Annotated in this window: 19 protein-coding genes; 12 read left to right on the plus strand and 7 right to left on the minus strand. The window is 75.2% G+C overall.

The features are described from left to right. Positions 1–81: 81 nt before the first annotated feature. From ACWIYF_RS26830 to ACWIYF_RS26845, 4 genes are all read left to right on the plus strand, one after another. Positions 82–882 carry an MBL fold metallo-hydrolase gene (locus tag ACWIYF_RS26830; RefSeq protein ID WP_448625874.1) on the plus strand — a complete coding sequence of 267 codons (801 nt, stop codon included), beginning with the start codon at positions 82–84 and terminating at the stop codon, positions 880–882. Beyond that, positions 879–1,493, plus strand: a complete 615-nt coding sequence (locus tag ACWIYF_RS26835) for a DedA family protein (RefSeq protein ID WP_448625875.1) — start codon at positions 879–881, stop codon at positions 1,491–1,493. Before ACWIYF_RS26830 ends, ACWIYF_RS26835 begins: the two co-directional genes overlap by 4 nt. Beyond that, positions 1,490–3,637 (plus strand): phage holin family protein, encoded by a 2,148-nt coding sequence (locus tag ACWIYF_RS26840; RefSeq protein ID WP_448625876.1) that lies wholly within the window; start codon positions 1,490–1,492, stop codon positions 3,635–3,637. The genes ACWIYF_RS26835 and ACWIYF_RS26840 overlap by 4 nt, the downstream gene beginning before the upstream one ends. 106 nt (positions 3,638–3,743) lie before the next feature. After that, positions 3,744–4,715, plus strand: coding sequence for a glucosyl-3-phosphoglycerate synthase (locus ACWIYF_RS26845; protein WP_448625877.1), 972 nt, complete (start codon positions 3,744–3,746; stop codon positions 4,713–4,715). Between the two features lie 76 nt (positions 4,716–4,791). Here ACWIYF_RS26845 and ACWIYF_RS26850 read toward each other — a convergent pair whose 3' ends face one another. Both ACWIYF_RS26850 and ACWIYF_RS26855 read right to left on the minus strand, forming a co-directional pair. Further along, a complete protein-coding gene (locus tag ACWIYF_RS26850) occupies positions 4,792–5,454 on the minus strand; it encodes an HAD family hydrolase (protein ID WP_448625878.1) in 663 nt (220 codons plus the stop codon). A 29-nt stretch (positions 5,455–5,483) separates the two neighbouring features. Beyond that, a complete protein-coding gene (locus ACWIYF_RS26855) occupies positions 5,484–6,596 on the minus strand; it encodes a Zn-dependent alcohol dehydrogenase (RefSeq protein WP_448625879.1) in 1,113 nt (370 codons plus the stop codon). Between the two features lie 59 nt (positions 6,597–6,655). Here ACWIYF_RS26855 and ACWIYF_RS26860 point away from each other — a divergent pair, with 59 nt between their 5' ends. Next, complete coding sequence (locus tag ACWIYF_RS26860; RefSeq protein ID WP_448625880.1) at positions 6,656–7,066, plus strand: DUF5946 family protein; 411 nt, start codon at positions 6,656–6,658, stop codon at positions 7,064–7,066. Between the two features lie 60 nt (positions 7,067–7,126). Further along, positions 7,127–7,834, plus strand: a complete 708-nt coding sequence (locus tag ACWIYF_RS26865; RefSeq protein ID WP_448625881.1) for a TetR/AcrR family transcriptional regulator — start codon at positions 7,127–7,129, stop codon at positions 7,832–7,834. A gap of 9 nt (positions 7,835–7,843) precedes the next feature. Here the strand turns inward: ACWIYF_RS26865 and ACWIYF_RS26870 are convergent, their stop codons facing one another. From ACWIYF_RS26870 to ACWIYF_RS26890, 5 genes are all read right to left on the minus strand, one after another. Next, a complete protein-coding gene (locus ACWIYF_RS26870) occupies positions 7,844–8,440 on the minus strand; it encodes a TetR-like C-terminal domain-containing protein (RefSeq protein ID WP_448625882.1) in 597 nt (198 codons plus the stop codon). Between the two features lie 127 nt (positions 8,441–8,567). After that, the gene (locus tag ACWIYF_RS26875) at positions 8,568–8,900 is read right to left on the minus strand and encodes a hypothetical protein (protein ID WP_448625883.1); all 333 of its coding nucleotides are present in this window, start codon (positions 8,898–8,900) and stop codon (positions 8,568–8,570) included. A gap of 50 nt (positions 8,901–8,950) precedes the next feature. Continuing rightward, the gene (locus ACWIYF_RS26880) at positions 8,951–9,841 is read right to left on the minus strand and encodes a 1,4-dihydroxy-2-naphthoyl-CoA synthase (RefSeq protein ID WP_448625884.1); all 891 of its coding nucleotides are present in this window, start codon (positions 9,839–9,841) and stop codon (positions 8,951–8,953) included. Between the two features lie 36 nt (positions 9,842–9,877). Next, entirely contained in the window at positions 9,878–10,834 is a 957-nt protein-coding gene (locus ACWIYF_RS26885; RefSeq protein WP_448625885.1) for a hypothetical protein, read from the minus strand. A gap of 27 nt (positions 10,835–10,861) precedes the next feature. Next, complete coding sequence (locus tag ACWIYF_RS26890; protein WP_448625886.1) at positions 10,862–11,344, minus strand: NUDIX domain-containing protein; 483 nt, start codon at positions 11,342–11,344, stop codon at positions 10,862–10,864. Between the two features lie 69 nt (positions 11,345–11,413). Between ACWIYF_RS26890 and ACWIYF_RS26895 the strand changes: the two genes are divergently transcribed. The 6 genes from ACWIYF_RS26895 to ppk2 all read left to right on the plus strand — a co-directional run bounded on the left by ACWIYF_RS26895 (position 11,414) and on the right by ppk2 (position 15,364). Next, the gene (locus ACWIYF_RS26895) at positions 11,414–11,716 is read left to right on the plus strand and encodes a hypothetical protein (protein ID WP_448625887.1); all 303 of its coding nucleotides are present in this window, start codon (positions 11,414–11,416) and stop codon (positions 11,714–11,716) included. A 33-nt stretch (positions 11,717–11,749) separates the two neighbouring features. Then, on the plus strand, positions 11,750–12,208 hold the full coding sequence (locus ACWIYF_RS26900) for a MaoC family dehydratase (RefSeq protein ID WP_448625888.1): 459 nt from the start codon (positions 11,750–11,752) through the stop codon (positions 12,206–12,208). Positions 12,209–12,216: 8 nt separating this feature from the next. Then, complete coding sequence (locus ACWIYF_RS26905; protein ID WP_448625889.1) at positions 12,217–12,795, plus strand: LOG family protein; 579 nt, start codon at positions 12,217–12,219, stop codon at positions 12,793–12,795. Between the two features lie 80 nt (positions 12,796–12,875). Further along, positions 12,876–13,979: an NAD(P)/FAD-dependent oxidoreductase gene (locus ACWIYF_RS26910; RefSeq protein ID WP_448625890.1), complete on the plus strand. Its 1,104-nt coding sequence runs from the start codon at positions 12,876–12,878 to the stop codon at positions 13,977–13,979. A gap of 74 nt (positions 13,980–14,053) precedes the next feature. After that, on the plus strand, positions 14,054–14,395 hold the full coding sequence (locus tag ACWIYF_RS26915) for a hypothetical protein (protein WP_448625891.1): 342 nt from the start codon (positions 14,054–14,056) through the stop codon (positions 14,393–14,395). Positions 14,396–14,404: 9 nt separating this feature from the next. Next, positions 14,405–15,364, plus strand: coding sequence for a polyphosphate kinase 2 (ppk2, locus tag ACWIYF_RS26920; protein WP_448625892.1), 960 nt, complete (start codon positions 14,405–14,407; stop codon positions 15,362–15,364). Positions 15,365–15,384 lie beyond the last annotated feature (20 nt).

Raw genomic sequence — 15,384 nt, forward strand, 5'->3', positions numbered from 1 at the left:
ACGGAAAGCCCCGGCAAGTCAGGGGGAAATGGGGTGATCACCGGATCCGGAGCGTCGGTGGGCCGCTGGATACTGGCGGGCGTGAGCGACCCGGACCTGCACTTCCTCGGCCACTCGACGGTGCGCGTCGAGCTGGCCGGCCGCACGGTGCTCACCGATCCGGTCCTCACCCCGAGCATCGGCCCGCTGCGCCGCGTCGTCCCGCCGCCGGACGCCGCGTCCTGGGCCGGCGTCGACCTGGTGCTGCTCTCCCACCTGCACGGCGACCACCTGCACCTGCCCTCGCTGCGCCTGCTCGGCGACACCCGCATGGTCGTCCCCCGCGGCGCGGGCGCGTGGCTGCGCGGCAAGGGCTTCGCGCACGTCGAGGAGCTCGCGCCCGGCGAGACCCTCCGGGACGGCGACCTGACGATCACCGGCGTGCACGCCCGGCACAGCGGCCACCGCTGGGGGCCGCGGCTCGAGCACGGGCCGCAGACCCGCGCGATGGGCCACCTGATCCGCGCCGACGGGTGCACCGTCTACGCGAGCGGCGACACCGACCTGTTCGACTCGATGAGCTTCCTCGGCGGCCTCGGCATCGACGTCGCGCTGCTGCCGGTCTGGGGCTGGGGTCCGAACCTCGGCCACGGCCACCTCGACCCGGTGCGCGCGGCGGAGGCGGTCGCCCGGCTGCGGCCGCGGATCGCCGTCCCGGTGCACTGGGGCACGTTCGCCTTCGGCGGCAGCCACCTGCTGCCCCGGCTGCGGCGGCGGATGCGCCGGGTCCTGGTCGAGCCGCCGCGCACCTTCGCCGCCGCGGTGGCGCGGCGCGGGCTGCCGACGAGGGTCGTGCACGTCGAGCCGGGCGGGCGCGTGCCGCGGCCGGTGACCGCGACATGAGCGCGCTCGCCGTGAGCTGGACCGACGCGTCGTCCCTCGGCTACCCGGTCCTGTTCGGGGGCGTGCTCCTCGGCTCGATCGTGCCCGTCGTCCCGACCGGCGCGGTGGTCGGCGCGGCCGCGGCGGTGGCGGTGAGCGCCGGCTCCCTCTCGCTGCCGCTGGTGCTGCTCGTCTCCACCGTGGCCGCGCTCTCCGGCGACCTGGTCACCTTCGGCATCTGCCGCTTCGGCGGGCCGTCGGCGGTGCGCTGGGTGTCGCGGGGGCAGCACGCCGACCGGATCGAGGAGGTCCGCGAGCAGTTCCGCACGCACGGCTGGCAGATCGTCGTCGTCGGCCGGCTGCTGCCCGCGGGGCGGATCCCGGTGCTCCTGGCCGCCGGCGCGCTGGCCTACCCCTGGCGGCGGCTGGTCCCGGCCGCGCTGCTGGCCTCGTTCCTGTGGGCGGTGGCCTACGCCCTGCTCGGCGTGCTCTCCGGCGGCCTGTTCGACAACCCGCTGATCGCGACGCTGATCGCCGCGGTCCTGATCCTCCTGGTGAGCGGCCTGGTGAACCTGGTCTCCACCCGCCGGCGCAGGCGCCGGGCGGAACGGGAGAAGGAGCCGACCCGGTGAGCACCCCGGCGCCCGCCGGCCGGCTGCTGCAGACCGGCCGCACGCTCGCCCGCGTGCTGCTGACCTGGGCGGCCGCCACCGGCGCGCTGCTCGCCCTCGACGCGGGGATGCGCAAGTTCTCCCTCGGCTCGTGGTGGCAGCCGCCGGTGCTCGCGCTCATCCTCGGCGTGCTCGCCGCCGTCGTCTGGCCGCTGGTCATGCGGGTGGCGCTGCCGCTGGCGTTCTTCACGCTCGGCCTGGGCGGGTTCGCGCTCATGGGTGCCGGCGTGCTCGCGATCTCCTTCGCCATCCCCGGCGTCGTCGTCGCCACCCTGGGGACGGCGGTGGTCGTCGCGCTGGCGATGGCCGGGGTCGCCGGCGTCATCAGCAGCGTGCTGGCCGTCGACGAGGACGAGGTGTTCTTCCGGCGCGCCCGCCGCCGGGCCGCCCGCGGGGCGGGCCGGGAACCCGCGCCGCCCGGCGTGCTCTTCCTGCAGATCGACGGGCTCGGCTACGACACCGTGCGCCGCGCCGTCCGGGACGGGCTGATGCCCACGCTCGCCGGCTGGCTGCGCTCGGGCAGCCACGTGCTGACCTGCTGGCACACCGACTGGAGCTCGCAGACCGCGGCCAGCGTCTGCGGCATCCTGCACGGCTCCAACCACGACATCCTCGGGTTCCGCTGGTACGAGAAGGAGACCGACCACGTGCTGGCCGCGGCCCGCCCGATGGACGCCGCCGAGATCGAGCGCCGGCACTCCGACGGGCGCGGCCTGCTGGCCGGCGACGGCGCCGCGCACGGCAGCCTGTTCACCGGCGACGCGGCGCACGTCACCCTGACCATGAGCTCGCTGGCGCACGTGGTGCCGCGGTCCTCCCGGCGGGCGCGGCGGGCCCGCGACCGGGTCGGCACGGGCTACTACGCCTACTTCGCCAACCCGGTGAACGCGCTGCGCACGCTGGGCGTCTCGGTGCTCGAGGTGGTGCGCGAGCTGCGCGCCGCGGCGCGGGAGCGGCGGGCCGACGTGCGGCCGCGGGTCTCCCGCGGCGGCATCTACCCGCTGGCCCGGCCGGCGACCACGGTCATCACCCGCGACGTCGTCGTCTCGGCGCTGATCGAGGACATGCTCGCCGGGCGGGCCGTCGTGTTCGCGGACTTCCTCGGCTACGACGAGGTCGGCCACCACTCGGGGGTGGAGCGCTTCGACTCCCTCGAGGTGCTGCGCAGCATCGACCAGCAGATCGGCCGGCTGCACCGGGCGACGTCGCTGGCGCCGCGGGAGTACCACCTGGTCTGCCTCTCCGACCACGGCCTGACCCAGGGCTGGGCGTTCGCCGACCGGTTCGGCGAGTCGATCGAGCAGCTGGTCGGGCGGCTGTGCGGCGGGGTGCCGCCGGCGGAGGAGGCGCTGCCCCGCCCGGCCAGCAGCCGCCGTCCCGTCGAGGGGTGGCAGGTGACCTCCGCGCTGGCCGAGTCGGGGGGACCGATCGCCCGGCGGCTGCGCGAGCGGGTGGAGCGCGGGGAGTCCGCCGAGCACGCGGCGCACCCCGCCGCCGGGCCGGAGAAGGTCACCCGCGTGGCCCCCGGCGTGGTGTGCACCGTCTCCGGCCACACGGCGATGGTGTCATTCCCTGACATCCCCGGCCGGGTGCCGCTGGAGGAGATCGAGCGGCACTGGCCCGACCTGCTGCCCGGCCTGGTCGACCACGACGGCGTCGGGTTCCTGCTCGTGCAGACGCTCGAGCACGGCCCCGTCGTCCTCGGCCGCGAGGGCCTCCACCGGATCGCCACCGGCGAGGTGCTCGGCGCCGACCCGCTGGCGCCCTACGGCCCGCACGCGGCGGCGCTGGTCGCGCGGACGTCGTCCTTCCCGCACTGCCCGGACGTGGTGATCAACAGCCGGTACGACCCGGAGACCGACGAGGCCTCCCCGTTCGAGCCGCACGTCGGCTCGCACGGCGGCCTGGGCGGCCCGCAGCAGCGCGGGTTCGTCGTGCACCCGCGGTCGTTCGCCGCGCCGGGCGACGTGGTCGGCGCCGAGCGGCTGCACCGGGTGTTCCGCGGCTGGCTGACCGACCTCGGCCACCCGGAGCCGACCGGCGAGGGGGCGACGGTGGGCCCGGACAGCCCCACCGCGCTGCGCGAGGCGACCGCCCCGGTGTGAGCGCAGGTCACGGCTCGGGCACGAAACGTGCTGGGTCCGTGACGAACAGGTGAACAGCGTCGCGCCCCCGTGGCGGCGAGACCGGATCGTCCCCGAGAGTGGGCCGATGCGACCCGATGCCCGCGCCTGGTTCGAGCACCGCACGTCGTCCGCCACCTCCCTCGACGACCTCGATCCCGCCGCCCTGCTGCGGGCCAAGCGACGCGGCGGCCATCGCGTCAGCGTCGTCCTGCCCGCCCGCAACGAGGCCGCGACCGTCGGCGGGCTCGTCGCCGACCTGCACGAGCACTGGGTGCGCCGCGTCCCGCTGGTCGACGAGCTGCTCGTCGTCGACTCCGACTCCACCGACGAGACCGCCGCCGTGGCCCGCGCTGCCGGCGCCGACGTCGTCGCCACCACCGACGTGCTGCCCGGCCACGGCACCCGGCCCGGGAAGGGCGAGGCGCTGTGGAAGGCGCTCGCCGCGACCGGCGGCGACCTCGTCGTCTTCCTCGACGCGGACCTGCTCGGCGACGTCCGCCACTACGTCCCCGGCCTGCTCGCCCCGCTGCTGAGCGACCCGTCGGTCGTCTACGTCAAGGGCTGCTACACCCGGCCGCTGGCGGTCGGCGGCGTCGAGCAGCCGGCCGGCGGCGGGCGGGTGACCGAGCTGACCGCGCGGCCGCTGCTCAACGCGCTGTGGCCGGAGCTGGCCGGTTTCGTCCAGCCGCTCGGCGGCGAGTACGCCGGCCGGCGCTCGGCCCTCGAGCAGGTGCCGTTCGTGTCCGGCTACGGCGTCGAGGTGGGCCTGCTGGTCGACCTGCTGGAGCGGCACGGGCTCGGCGCCCTGGCCCAGGTCGACCTCGGCGTGCGCCGGCACACCTCGCAGAGCCAGGAGGCCCTCGGCGCCATGGCGGGGCAGGTGGTCTCGACCGTGCTCGCCCGCACGCCGATCCGGGGAGCGCACGGACTGCTCACCCAGTTCCGGCACGACGGGGAGGGTTTCGTGCCGCGCAGCACCGCCGTCGCCGTCGACGAGCGCCCGCCCCTCGCGTCGGTCCCGGAGTACGCCGCGCTGTGGGCAGAGATCATCGGGTGAAGCACCCTCTGCCCCCGGCCCTCCTGCAGGGGCCCGCCGCGAGCCTGCGAGCGGTGGGGGGCAGGAGGGTCCTCTTTCAGGCCAAGGGCGTGTGGTCGAGGGCGGCGGTGAGGTCGGCGGGGGTGTCGAAGATGTCGACGGCGCCAGCGTCGCGCAGCTCGTCGTCCCCGAAGCCCCCGGAGCGCACGACGAGTGCCGGCATCCCGGCGTTCTTGGCCGCCTCGACGTCCCACACCGAGTCGCCGACCATGACGCTGTCGGCGTCCTCCGGGGCGCCGATCTTCTTCAGCGCGACCTGCAGCAGGTCCGGCGCAGGCTTGGACTCCTCGACGTCGTTGCTGGAGGTCCAGGCGTCGGCGATGCCGCGGGCGTCGAGCAGGTCGAGGAACGCGTCGACGTGGTGCTCCTTGCCCGAGCTGGCCAGCACCAGCGGGTGGCCGCGGTCCTTGATCGCGAGCAGCAGCTCCCGGGCGCCGGGCAGCACGGACATCTCGCCGATGAGCTTGTCGGCCTCCTCGACCTGCCGCTTGCGGGCCTCGTCGCCGATCCGCCGGTCGAGCTCCTCGCCGCCGATCGCGGCCACGAGCTGGTCGCCGCCCATCCCGATCAGCCGGTGCAGCCGCCAGATCGGGAACGTCTCGCCGAGCGAGCGGAACGCCCGGTACCAGGCCAGCGCGTGGTGGTAGTTCGAGTCGACGAGGGTGCCGTCGACGTCCAGGACGGCGATGGTTGAGCTCACGACGGGCCTTTAGCCCGATAAAGCACCGGTCACGCGTGCACGAGCAGGCCGCGGATGGTCTCGCCGGCGGCCTGGGCGCGGTAGCCCTCGGTGATCTCCTCGATTGTGTACCGCTTCGAGATCAGCCGGTCGAGCTCGAGCCCGCCCTCCTCGTGCAGGCGCTGCAGCATCGGGATGTCGCGGAACGGGTTGCACGAGCCGAAGAGCGCGCCCTGGATGCGGTGCTCGAACACCGTCGTCACCTGGCCGCGCAGCAGCACGTCGGCGTCGTGCGGCCGGTCGCCCAGCGCGGTCAGCACCAGCGTGCCGCCCTTGCCCAGGCAGGCGACGGCGCCGGCCATGACGTCGGGGCCCATCTTCCCGACGGTCACGACGACGACGTCGGCGCCGGTGCCGCGGGAGAGCTCGCGGGCGAGCGGCGCCGCCTCCGCCGCGTCGGCGACGACGTGCGTGGCCCCGAGCGACGCGGCGAACTCCCGCTTCATGGCCACCGGGTCGACGCCGATCACGCGCTGCGCCCCGGCGTGCCGTGCCCCCTGGACGGCGTTGACCCCCACGCCGCCGAGGCCGACGACGACCACCGTGTCACCCGGCCGCACCCCGCCGGAGTAGACCGCCGAGCCCCAGCCGGTCGGCACGCTGCAGGCCAGCAGCGCCGCGGTGTCCAGCGGCACGTGCGGATCGATCCGGACGCAGGAGAACTCCGACAGCAGCGCGTGCCGGGCGAAGGCGCCGACCATGCAGAACCCGCCGAGCGGCTCGCCGTCGAGCAGGTACGGCCAGCGCCCGCTCGGCAGCTGCCCGGTGGCGATCGTCGCGCCCTTGTCGCAGAGGTTCGACCGGCCGGCCGCGCAGAAGCGGCAGTGCCCGCAGGCGGGCAGGAAGCTGGTGACGACGCGGTCGCCCGGCGCGACGGCCGTCACCCCGTCGCCGACCGCGAGGACGACGCCGGAGCCCTCGTGCCCGCCGACGATCGGGTACCGGCCGCCCGGGTTGGCGTGCCGCAGGTGCTCGTCGGAGTGGCAGAGACCGGCGTAGGCCATCTCGACCAGCACCTCGCCGGGGCCCGGGTCGGCCACCTCCAGCTCCACGACCTCGTACTCGGTCTCCGGCGCCCGCAGCACCGCGGCAGTCGTCCGCACCTGGCCATCCTGACCGGCCCCGTCCCGCGACGGTCGCCGGGGTGCGGCAGGATCGGCGGGTGCCTGCTCCGTCCTCGACCGCCGTCGCCTGCCCCGGCTGCGGCGCCGTGCTCGCCGCCGTCCCCGAGGACGGCCGCGCGCACCCCGGCGCCTCGGCCTCCTGCACCCGGCTGTTCGAGGTGACCCTGCGCGGTCTGCGTGAGGACGCTGCCGCGGACCCACGGGCCGGGGCGGCCGTGCAGCTGGCCGACGACGCCTACGCCGTGCAGCACGCCGACGGCGGGGCCGGCGACGCGCTCGAGCGGCTGGGCGCCCGCTTCGGCCTCGACCTGTCCACCGGGCGCCGTCCCGCGGCGTGGCAGTCGACGATCGCCGACGTCGCCGCCGATCTCGACGTGATCGACCTGCCGGTGCTCGTCGGCACCTGGGCGCGCACGGTCGTGGAGGACTGGTCCACATCACACCGGTGATCACGGATCAGACGCGTTTTGCTCAGTCCTTCAATACTTTGCGTCGATACACTTAGCACCGTGAGTGAGCTCCAGGACCGTCGTGCCCGCAAGAAGGCGCGGACCCGCGCCGAGATCCGCACCGTCGCCCAGCGGCTGTTCGCCGAGCGCGGCTTCGACGCGGTCACCATCGCCGACATCGCCGGCGAGGCGGACGTCGCCGTCCAGACGGTCTTCAACCACTTCCCGACCAAGGAGGAGCTCTTCTTCGACGGCCGCACGCCGTGGGTGGAAGGTCCCGCCGCGGCGGTGCGCAACCGCCCGGCCGCCGTGTCACCGCTGCGGGCGCTGCGCGAGTACCTGGTCGAGGTGGTGTCCGGGCTCGCCGGCGCGCACGCGAGCGGCGAGCGGCGCAGCTTCGTCGCCACGATCGAGGGCTCCCCTGCGCTGAAGACGCGGGAGCTGCAACTGGTGAACGAGTCCGAGACCCGGCTCGCCGAGGCCCTGGCCGAGGCCTGGAACGGGGACGACGCTCCCGGCGGGCCGGTGCCGGGTGACCCGGCGACCGCGGCGGCGCTGACCGCGGCGACCTGGCTGTCGGTCGCGCGCGTGCTGCTGGTGAGCCAGCGGTCCGTGCTGCTGGAGCGCGGGGACGCCGCGCACTCGGCAGCCCTCATCGGGTCGCTGATCGACGGGCTGCTGGTCCAGCTGGAGCAGGGGCTCGGCCCGCTGCAGGGGCGCCCGGCCGCGGTCACGGGCTGGCCGGGCGACGTCCGCCGCGCCGGCTGACCCCGCCGGTCAGACCCGGGCGGCCTCGGAGGTCGGCTCCACGACCGGCATGAGGACGTCGTCGACGACCCGCTGCACCTGCTCCGGGGTCATCGCGCCGTCCCCCGCCGCCGTGTAGCGCTGCCACCAGAACGCCTCGAGCACCGAGCCCAGCAGCGCGAGCCGCCGGTTGTCGATCGGTTCGCCGCGCGCGGCCGATCGCGCGCCGAGCTCCTGCACGGCGGCGGCCAGCGGCTGCACCAGCGCCGAGTCGAGGCCGGCGCGCAGGTCCTCGTCGTGCCGCGCGGCGCCGACCAGGCTGGCCGCGGCGCGCTCCTCGCGCGTCAACGGCGAACCCCAGGGGGCGACCAGCGCGGCCAGGTCACCGCGCAGCGAGCCGGCGTCCTCCGGCAGGTCCACCAGGGTGAACCGGCCGACCGCGTGGCGGGCCAGCGCGGCCATGGTGGACCACCGGCGGTAGATGCCGGCCTTTCCCGCGCGGGCGCGGGCGGCGATCCGGTCGCTGTTGAGCCGGCCCCAGCCCTCCTCGGCGAGGATGTCGACAGCGACGGCGACCAGCTGCTCGGAGAGCTCCGCGCTGAGCGGGCGCCCCGGCGTGCCGCTCACGCCCGGTTCCCGAGACGTTCGGTCGTGCTCACCCGGTCATCCTGGCCCCAATGGTGTAGTGACCACAATGACCGCACGCAACAGGCCTCCGGTCGGGGCGGAACCGGAACCGATACGTCCTCGTCGCTCAGGCGCCGGCGGCGCTCTCCACGTGCACCTGCAGGCTGCCGCCGTCCTCGCTGAGCCACCCCTTGTCCCGGGCGACGGCGACCATCCCCTCCCAGCGCTCGAGCCAGTCCGGCGCGCTGCTCTGCGGCTGCGCGGCCTTCCGCAACGCCTCGATGTCCAGGACTCCGGTGTCCGAGTCGGGCAGCCGCCCGAGCCCGGCGTCCCGCAGGGACTGGTCGGCCTCCTCGTCGGTGACCGCGCCCAGGGCCAGGTGCAGCCGCGTCAGGTCGTCGACGTCGACCACCTTCACCTGCGGCCGCTCATCGGTTCCGCCCACCACTTCGACGATCACGTGCTGACCTCCTCGTCATCCCGTGGTGCTTTAGCCCGAAAAAGCGCGGTTCAGACGTGCCAGGGGAAGCGGCTGAAGTCGGGGTCGCGCTTCTCGAGGAAGGCGTCGCGGCCCTCGACGGCCTCCTCGGCCATGTACGCCAGCCGGGTGGTCTCGCCGGCGAACAGCTGCTGGCCGACCAGGCCGTCGTCGATGAGGTTGAACGAGTACTTGAGCATCCGCTGCGCGGTGGGGCTCTTGGCGACGATCCGGCGGCCCCAGTCCAGCGCGGTGCGCTCGAGCTCGGCGTGCGCGACGACCTTGTTGACCATGCCCATGCGGTGCGCGTCGTCGGCGGTGTACTCGTCGCCGAGGAAGAAGATCTCGCGGGCGAACTTCTGGCCGACCTGGCGGGCGAGGTAGGCCGAGCCGAACCCGCCGTCGAAGCTGCCGACGTCGGCGTCGGTCTGCTTGAACCGGGCGTGCTCGGCGCTGGCCAGGGTCAGGTCGGAGACGACGTGCAGGCTGTGCCCGCCGCCGGCGGCCCACCCGGGGACGACGCAGATCACGACCTTCGGCATGAACCGGATGAGCCGCTGCGCCTCCAGCACGTGCAGCCGGCCCGCGCTGCGCCCCTTGTCGTGCTCGTAGCCGTACCGGCCGCGCACCCGCTGGTCGCCGCCGGAGCAGAAGGCCCAGCCGCCGTCCTTCGTGCTCGGGCCGTTGCCGGTGAGGATCACGCAGCCGACGTCGGTGGACAGCCGCGCGTGGTCCAGCGCGGTGATCAGCTCGTCGACGGTCTGCGGGCGGAAGGCGTTGCGGACGTCGGGACGGTCGAACGCGATCCGGACGACGCCGGCGTCGACCGCGCGGTGGTAGGTCAGGTCGGCGAAGTCGCAGCCCTCCACCGGGCGCCACGCCGCGCTGTCGAAGATCTCGGAGACGTCGTCGCGGGCGCTCATGCCTTGCGAACCTAGTGCGGCAGTCCTCACGCCCGGTCAGGGGACGAGGCCGCCGACGACGCCGCCGACCCCGTCGGTCACGCCGTCCACCGCGCCGGTCGCGCCGCCGACCACGTCGCCCGCGGTGTCCCCGACGTCGTCCAGCACGTCGCCGACGGTGCCGCAGAGGCAGTCGTCGTCCCCGCCGTCGGAGCCGCCGCCGCCGGCCGACCCGCCGCCTCCGGTCGAGCCGCCGCCCCCGGTGGTGCCGCCTCCCCCGGTCGACCCGCCGCCGCCGGTCGACCCGCCGCCTCCGGCCCACCCGCCGCCGCCGGTCGACCCGCCGCCGGTCGACCCGCCGCCGGTGGACCCGTCTGTCGGACCGCCGCCCGTCGAGCCGCCGACGGAACCGCCGGCCGTCGAGCCGCCGGCCGACCCGCGCCCGGACCCGGCGGGCTGCCCGGCCGACACCGCGCCGCCGGCCGAACCACCCGAGCCGCCGGCGCCGGTCGCCGAGCCACCGGGGCCGGTGGCCGAGCCTCCCCCTCCACCGGTGGCCCCGCCGACCGCGAGCTCGCCCGCAGGGGCGCCGCCGGCCGCGGGGCCGCCGTCGGCGGGGGCCGGCCCACCGCCGGCGGCCGGGCGCGAGGCGGACTCGGTCGCGATGCCCGGCCGGCCCGGAGCCGAGGTGCTGCTGGCACCGCCGCGGGAGTCGGCGCCGTCGTCCCCACCCGAACCGCCGCTGAACACGCCGGAGTTCCCGGCGTCCGAGCCGGGCGGGCCGGAGAGGAGCAGTGCGATCGGCGCGGCGACGAGCAGGAAACCGCAGGCGAAGGAGACCAGCAGGAAGGCGCGGGCCCGGCCGCGACCGCGCAGGGCGTGCCGCGCGTGACCGAGACCGAAGCGGCCGGAGGATGCGGTGCCCGCAGCGCGGTGGCGTGGGCTGGACAGGACCGGCTCCTTCGGTCGTGCACGTGCTGGGCCGACGGCTCTTCCCCCGTTGCAGGCGGTCACAAACCGGGGGCTCGGCGTGTCGAAAAGTCAGAAGACGGCGCCGGCGTCGCGCAGCAGGTCCTGCAGCCGGCTCAGGGACGCGGCCAGACCGGGGTGCAGCGGCACCTCGTCGAGCCGGCGCAGCGCGATCCAGGCCACCCCGTTGCTCTCGCCGTCCAGCCGCAGGTCGCCCGGCTCGATGGAGCGGGCCGGCTGGGCGAGCACCGTCGTGTAGGACCAGCCCCCGTGGTCGTCGACCGACGACGGCCCGAGGACGACGTCGTGCGGCAGCAGCCCGAGCTCCTCCCGGGCCTCGCGCAGCGCGCCGCCCTCGGCCGACTCGTTCACGTGCAGCGCCCCGCCGGGTGTGCCCCAGGTGTCGCCGTGGTGCGACCAGGAGGCGCGGTGCTGCAGCAGCACCTCGGTGCCCTCCGCGCCCGCGCGGTGCAGGAACAGCCCAGCGGCGCCGGCCCGGCCCCAGTGCCGGTGTCCCAGCGCGCACGTCGTCCAGCCGTCGGTGGAGGTGAACACGCAGCCAGTGAACCCGCCCGGTGCAACCGGCGGCGTCCGAGCCGCCGGGCCGGTTGCGAGGATCCCGGCATGAGCACCGTCCAACTGCGCCGCTACCGGATGGAGCCCGGGCGGTTGCCCGCGTTCCTCGACTGGTTCCCCGCCCTGATCCCCACCCGCGAGCAGTTCGGCTTCCGCCTGCTGTTCGCCTACGCCGACCACGAGAACGAGACGTTCACCTGGGCGGTCGAGCACGACGGCGACGCGGCGGCGTTCGCCGCGGCCGAGGAGAGCTACCACGGGTCGGCTGAGCGCGCGCGGGTCTTCGAGTCGTTCCCCGCCGGAATCGCGGCCATGGAGATCGGCCTCGTCGAAGACGTCCTGCGCCGCTGAGAGGGTTCGGCGGCGGGCTGGCAGGATCGCGGCATGACCACGACGACGACGTTGGCGGAGCTGCCCGGCCTGGTCGGCCAGGAGCTGGGGACGAGTGACTGGTACGAGATCTCCCAGGATGCGGTCAACAAGTTCGCCGACGCGACCGGTGACCACCAGTGGATCCACGTCGACGTCGAGCGGGCCAAGGCGGAGAGCCCGTTCGGCGGCCCGATCGCGCACGGGTTCATGACCCTCTCGCTCCTTGTGCCACTGGCGTCGGGGACCTACCAGATCTCCGACGCGGTGATGGGCGTGAACTACGGGCTGAACAAGGTGCGCTTCCCGGCACCGGTGCCGGTCGGCTCGAAGGTCCGCGCGCGGGTCGTGCTGCAGGACTCGCAGCAGATCCAGGGCGGCCTGCAGAACACGTTCGCCATCACCGTCGAGCGTGAGGGCGGCGACAAGCCGGTCTGCATCGCCGAGTGGGTCACCCGGGCCTACGGGGGTTGAGCAGGATCGTGCGTGTCGCCGTCTTCACCGGGTCCCAGGCCGGCCCGCCCGCGCACCGGGATGCCGCGGCCGCCTTCGCCGCCGGTCTGGCCCGCGCGGGCGTGGGCGTCGTCTACGGCGGCGGGCACGTCGGCCTGATGGGCGTGGTCGCCGACGCCGCGCTCGCGGCCGGCGGCGAGGTCGTCGGCGTCATCCCGCAGCACCTGGTGGACGACGAGCTGGCCCATCCCGGCCTGCCGCGGCTCGAGGTCGTGACCTCGATGCATGAGCGCAAGGCCCGGATGGCCGAGCTCGCCGACGCCTTCGTCGCGCTCCCCGGCGCCGCCGGCACCCTCGAGGAGCTGTTCGAGGCCTGGACCTGGGGCATGCTCGGGCTGCACGAGAAGCCGACGGCGCTGCTCGACGTCGACGGGTTCTGGCAGCCGCTGCTCGCCCAGCTGCGGCGCATGGTCGACGACGGCTACCTCGACGCCCGGCGGCTGGACGCGCTGGGCGTGGTGACCGACGCCGACGGGCTGCTGGCGTTCATCGACGGCTACGAGCACCCCGCCCGCAAGTGGACCGCCAACCGTCCACCCGCGGCCTGAGCATGCTTTATCGGGATAAAGCACCCGGGGGCGGACGGCGCCCCGGGTGGACGGCGACCTGACCGCCTAGCGTTCGCGCCGTGGAGCGCTGGGACGTCGTCGTGGTGGGCGGCGGCCCGGCCGGGTCGGCGGCCGCGCTGGCCGCCGTCCGCACCGGCGCGCGGGTGCTCGTGCTCGACCGCGCCGACTTCCCGCGCGACAAGGTCTGCGGCGACGCCGTGGCGGCCGAGGCGTTCGACGTCCTGGCCGGGCTGGGCGTCGCGACGGCACCGCTCACCGCCGGTTTCCCCCCCGTGCCACGGCTGTCGCTGCGCTCGCCCGGCGGCGCCACCGTCGCCCGCGCGACGGCCCGCCCCTCCTTCGTCATCCCCCGCGAGGTGCTCGACGCCCGGCTGCTCGCGGCGGCGCGGGCGGCCGGCGCCGCGTTCCGACGGCGCACCGTCCGCCGGATCGAGCCGGGAGCGGACGGCGTCGTCGTGGACGGCGACCTCCGGGCCGGCGTCGTCGTCGGGGCCGACGGGGCCGAGTCCGCCGTCCGCCGGGCGCTCGGCGTCCCGACCAACGCGCCGGCCCGGCTGGCCGTGGCGATCCGCGGCTACGCACCCACCCGGGACGGCGGCGCCCTGACCCTGGTCACCACCGCGCAGCGCTGGCCGGCCTACGCGTGGTCGTTCCCGATCGGCGACGGGCGGGCCAACGTCGGCTACGGCGAGCTGGTGTCGGGCGGGGCGACGCGGCAGGGGTTGCTCGACGGCCTGCACCGGCTGCTCCCGGACGCCGAACCGGTGCAGCTGCGCGCCCACCGGCTGCCGCTGTCCACCGGCCGGCCCCGGCAGCCCGACGGGCGGGTGCTCCTCGCCGGCGACGCGGCGAGCCTGATCAACCCGCTGACCGGCGAGGGGATCTTCTACGCGGTCCTGTCCGGTGCCCTCGCAGGGGAGGCCGCGGCGCACGGTGCCGATGCCGGCCGGGTCCTGCGCACCGCGCTGCGACGGCGGCTGGGCGCGCACCTGCGCTCGTCGGCCGCCGCCTCCCGGCTCTCGGCGTGGCCGCGGCTGATGGACGCCGCGTTCCGCGCCGCCACAGCGGACCAGGCGGTTTTCGACGACGTCGTCGCCCTCGGCCTGGCCGACGGCCGGCTCACCGCGCGCACCCTCGCGGCCGCGGCGCGGAACCTGCGGTAGCCACTCTTCGGCAACCGGACGCGGCGCCTCCGGGCGGTGGTCACGGTCCGGACACCTCGCGGCGGCGGCGGATCGTGTGCGGCGCGGCGGGGGTGCTCACCGCGCTGGGCGTCCGCGTCGTGGTGGTCCCGCCGTCGGTGGCCTGGCCGCGGTCCGGGCGGCTGGTGGTCGACAACCGGGCCGGCTGGCTCGGTGAGCTGGCCCTGCGCACGGTCGTCCCCGACGAGCCGGGCGGGGACGTCGGGCCCGCGCGGCCGGTGGCAATCCACTGCCGCACCGCGTGCGGCGAGAAGGTCGCCGTCGGCGACCGGCCGTGGGACGACCTGCAGCGGGTCGTCGCGGCCCGCGACCTCGTGTTCGAGGTCCGCCTGCTGCCGCCCTCCGGCTGCGGTGAGACGGCCGCACGCCCCGGGTAGGGAGTCGCCGTGACCTCCTTCCCGCGGTTCTCCCCCGTCGACGGCCGGCCCGGCGAGCTGATCGACCTGAAGCAGTGGCGGCTCAACGCGCTGCCCGACGAGGACTCCGACGAGGACTGGGACGACGACCGGGAGCTCTACGGCCCCGACGGCGAGCGGGTGGAGACGTGGCGCGAGCACTATCCCTACGACGAGCGGATGGAGCGCCGCGAGTACGAGGTCGAGAAGCGGAAGCTGCAGATCCAGCTGCTCCGGCTGCAGGGCTGGGTGAAGGACACCGGCCAGAAGCTCGTGATCGTCTTCGAGGGCCGCGACGCCGCCGGCAAGGGCGGCACCATCAAGCGGTTCACCGAGCACCTCAACCCGCGCGGTGCCCACGTGGTGGCGCTGGACAAGCCCTCGGAGCGCGAGCAGACCCAGTGGTACTTCCAGCGCTACGTGCAGCACCTGCCGGCGGCCGGCGAGATCGTGCTGTTCGACCGCTCCTGGTACAACCGCGCCGGCGTGGAGCGGGTGATGGGCTACGCGACCGACGAGGAGTACCAGCTGTTCATGCGCCAGGCGCCGGAGTTCGAGCGGATGCTCGTCGAGAGCGGCATCGCCCTGGTCAAGTTCTGGTTCTCCGTCACCCGCGGCGAGCAGCGCAGCCGCTTCATCGTGCGGCAGATCGACCCGGTGCGGCAGTGGAAGCTCTCACCCACCGACCTGGCCTCGCTGGACAAGTGGGACGAGTACACCGAGGCCAAGGAGGTGATGTTCCTGCACACCGACACCGCCGACGCACCGTGGACGGTGATCAAGAGCAACGACAAGAAGCGGGCCCGTCTGGAGGCCATGCGGCACGTGCTCTCCCTCTTCGACTACGAGGGCAAGGACCCGGACGTCGTCGGCACGCCCGATCCGCAGCTCGTCGGCTCGGCCGCCGACGTCCTGGACGACGACGCCGTCGTCACCCTCCCCTCCTCCTGACCGCGCTACCGTCGGCAGCG

The sequence above is a fragment of the Geodermatophilus sp. URMC 64 genome, from assembly GCF_053502555.1.

Bases quoted from the DNA above. Each gene is read 5' to 3' on its own strand.
- ACWIYF_RS26895 (WP_448625887.1), top strand. From the start codon at position 11,414: ATGAGCACCGTCCAACTGCGCCGCTACCGGATGGAGCCCGGGCGGTTG.
- ACWIYF_RS26880 (WP_448625884.1), bottom strand. From the start codon at position 9,841: ATGAGCGCCCGCGACGACGTCTCCGAGATCTTCGACAGCGCGGCGTGG.
- ACWIYF_RS26835 (WP_448625875.1), top strand. From the start codon at position 879: ATGAGCGCGCTCGCCGTGAGCTGGACCGACGCGTCGTCCCTCGGCTAC.
- ACWIYF_RS26900 (WP_448625888.1), top strand. From the start codon at position 11,750: ATGACCACGACGACGACGTTGGCGGAGCTGCCCGGCCTGGTCGGCCAG.
- ACWIYF_RS26845 (WP_448625877.1), top strand. From the start codon at position 3,744: ATGCGACCCGATGCCCGCGCCTGGTTCGAGCACCGCACGTCGTCCGCC.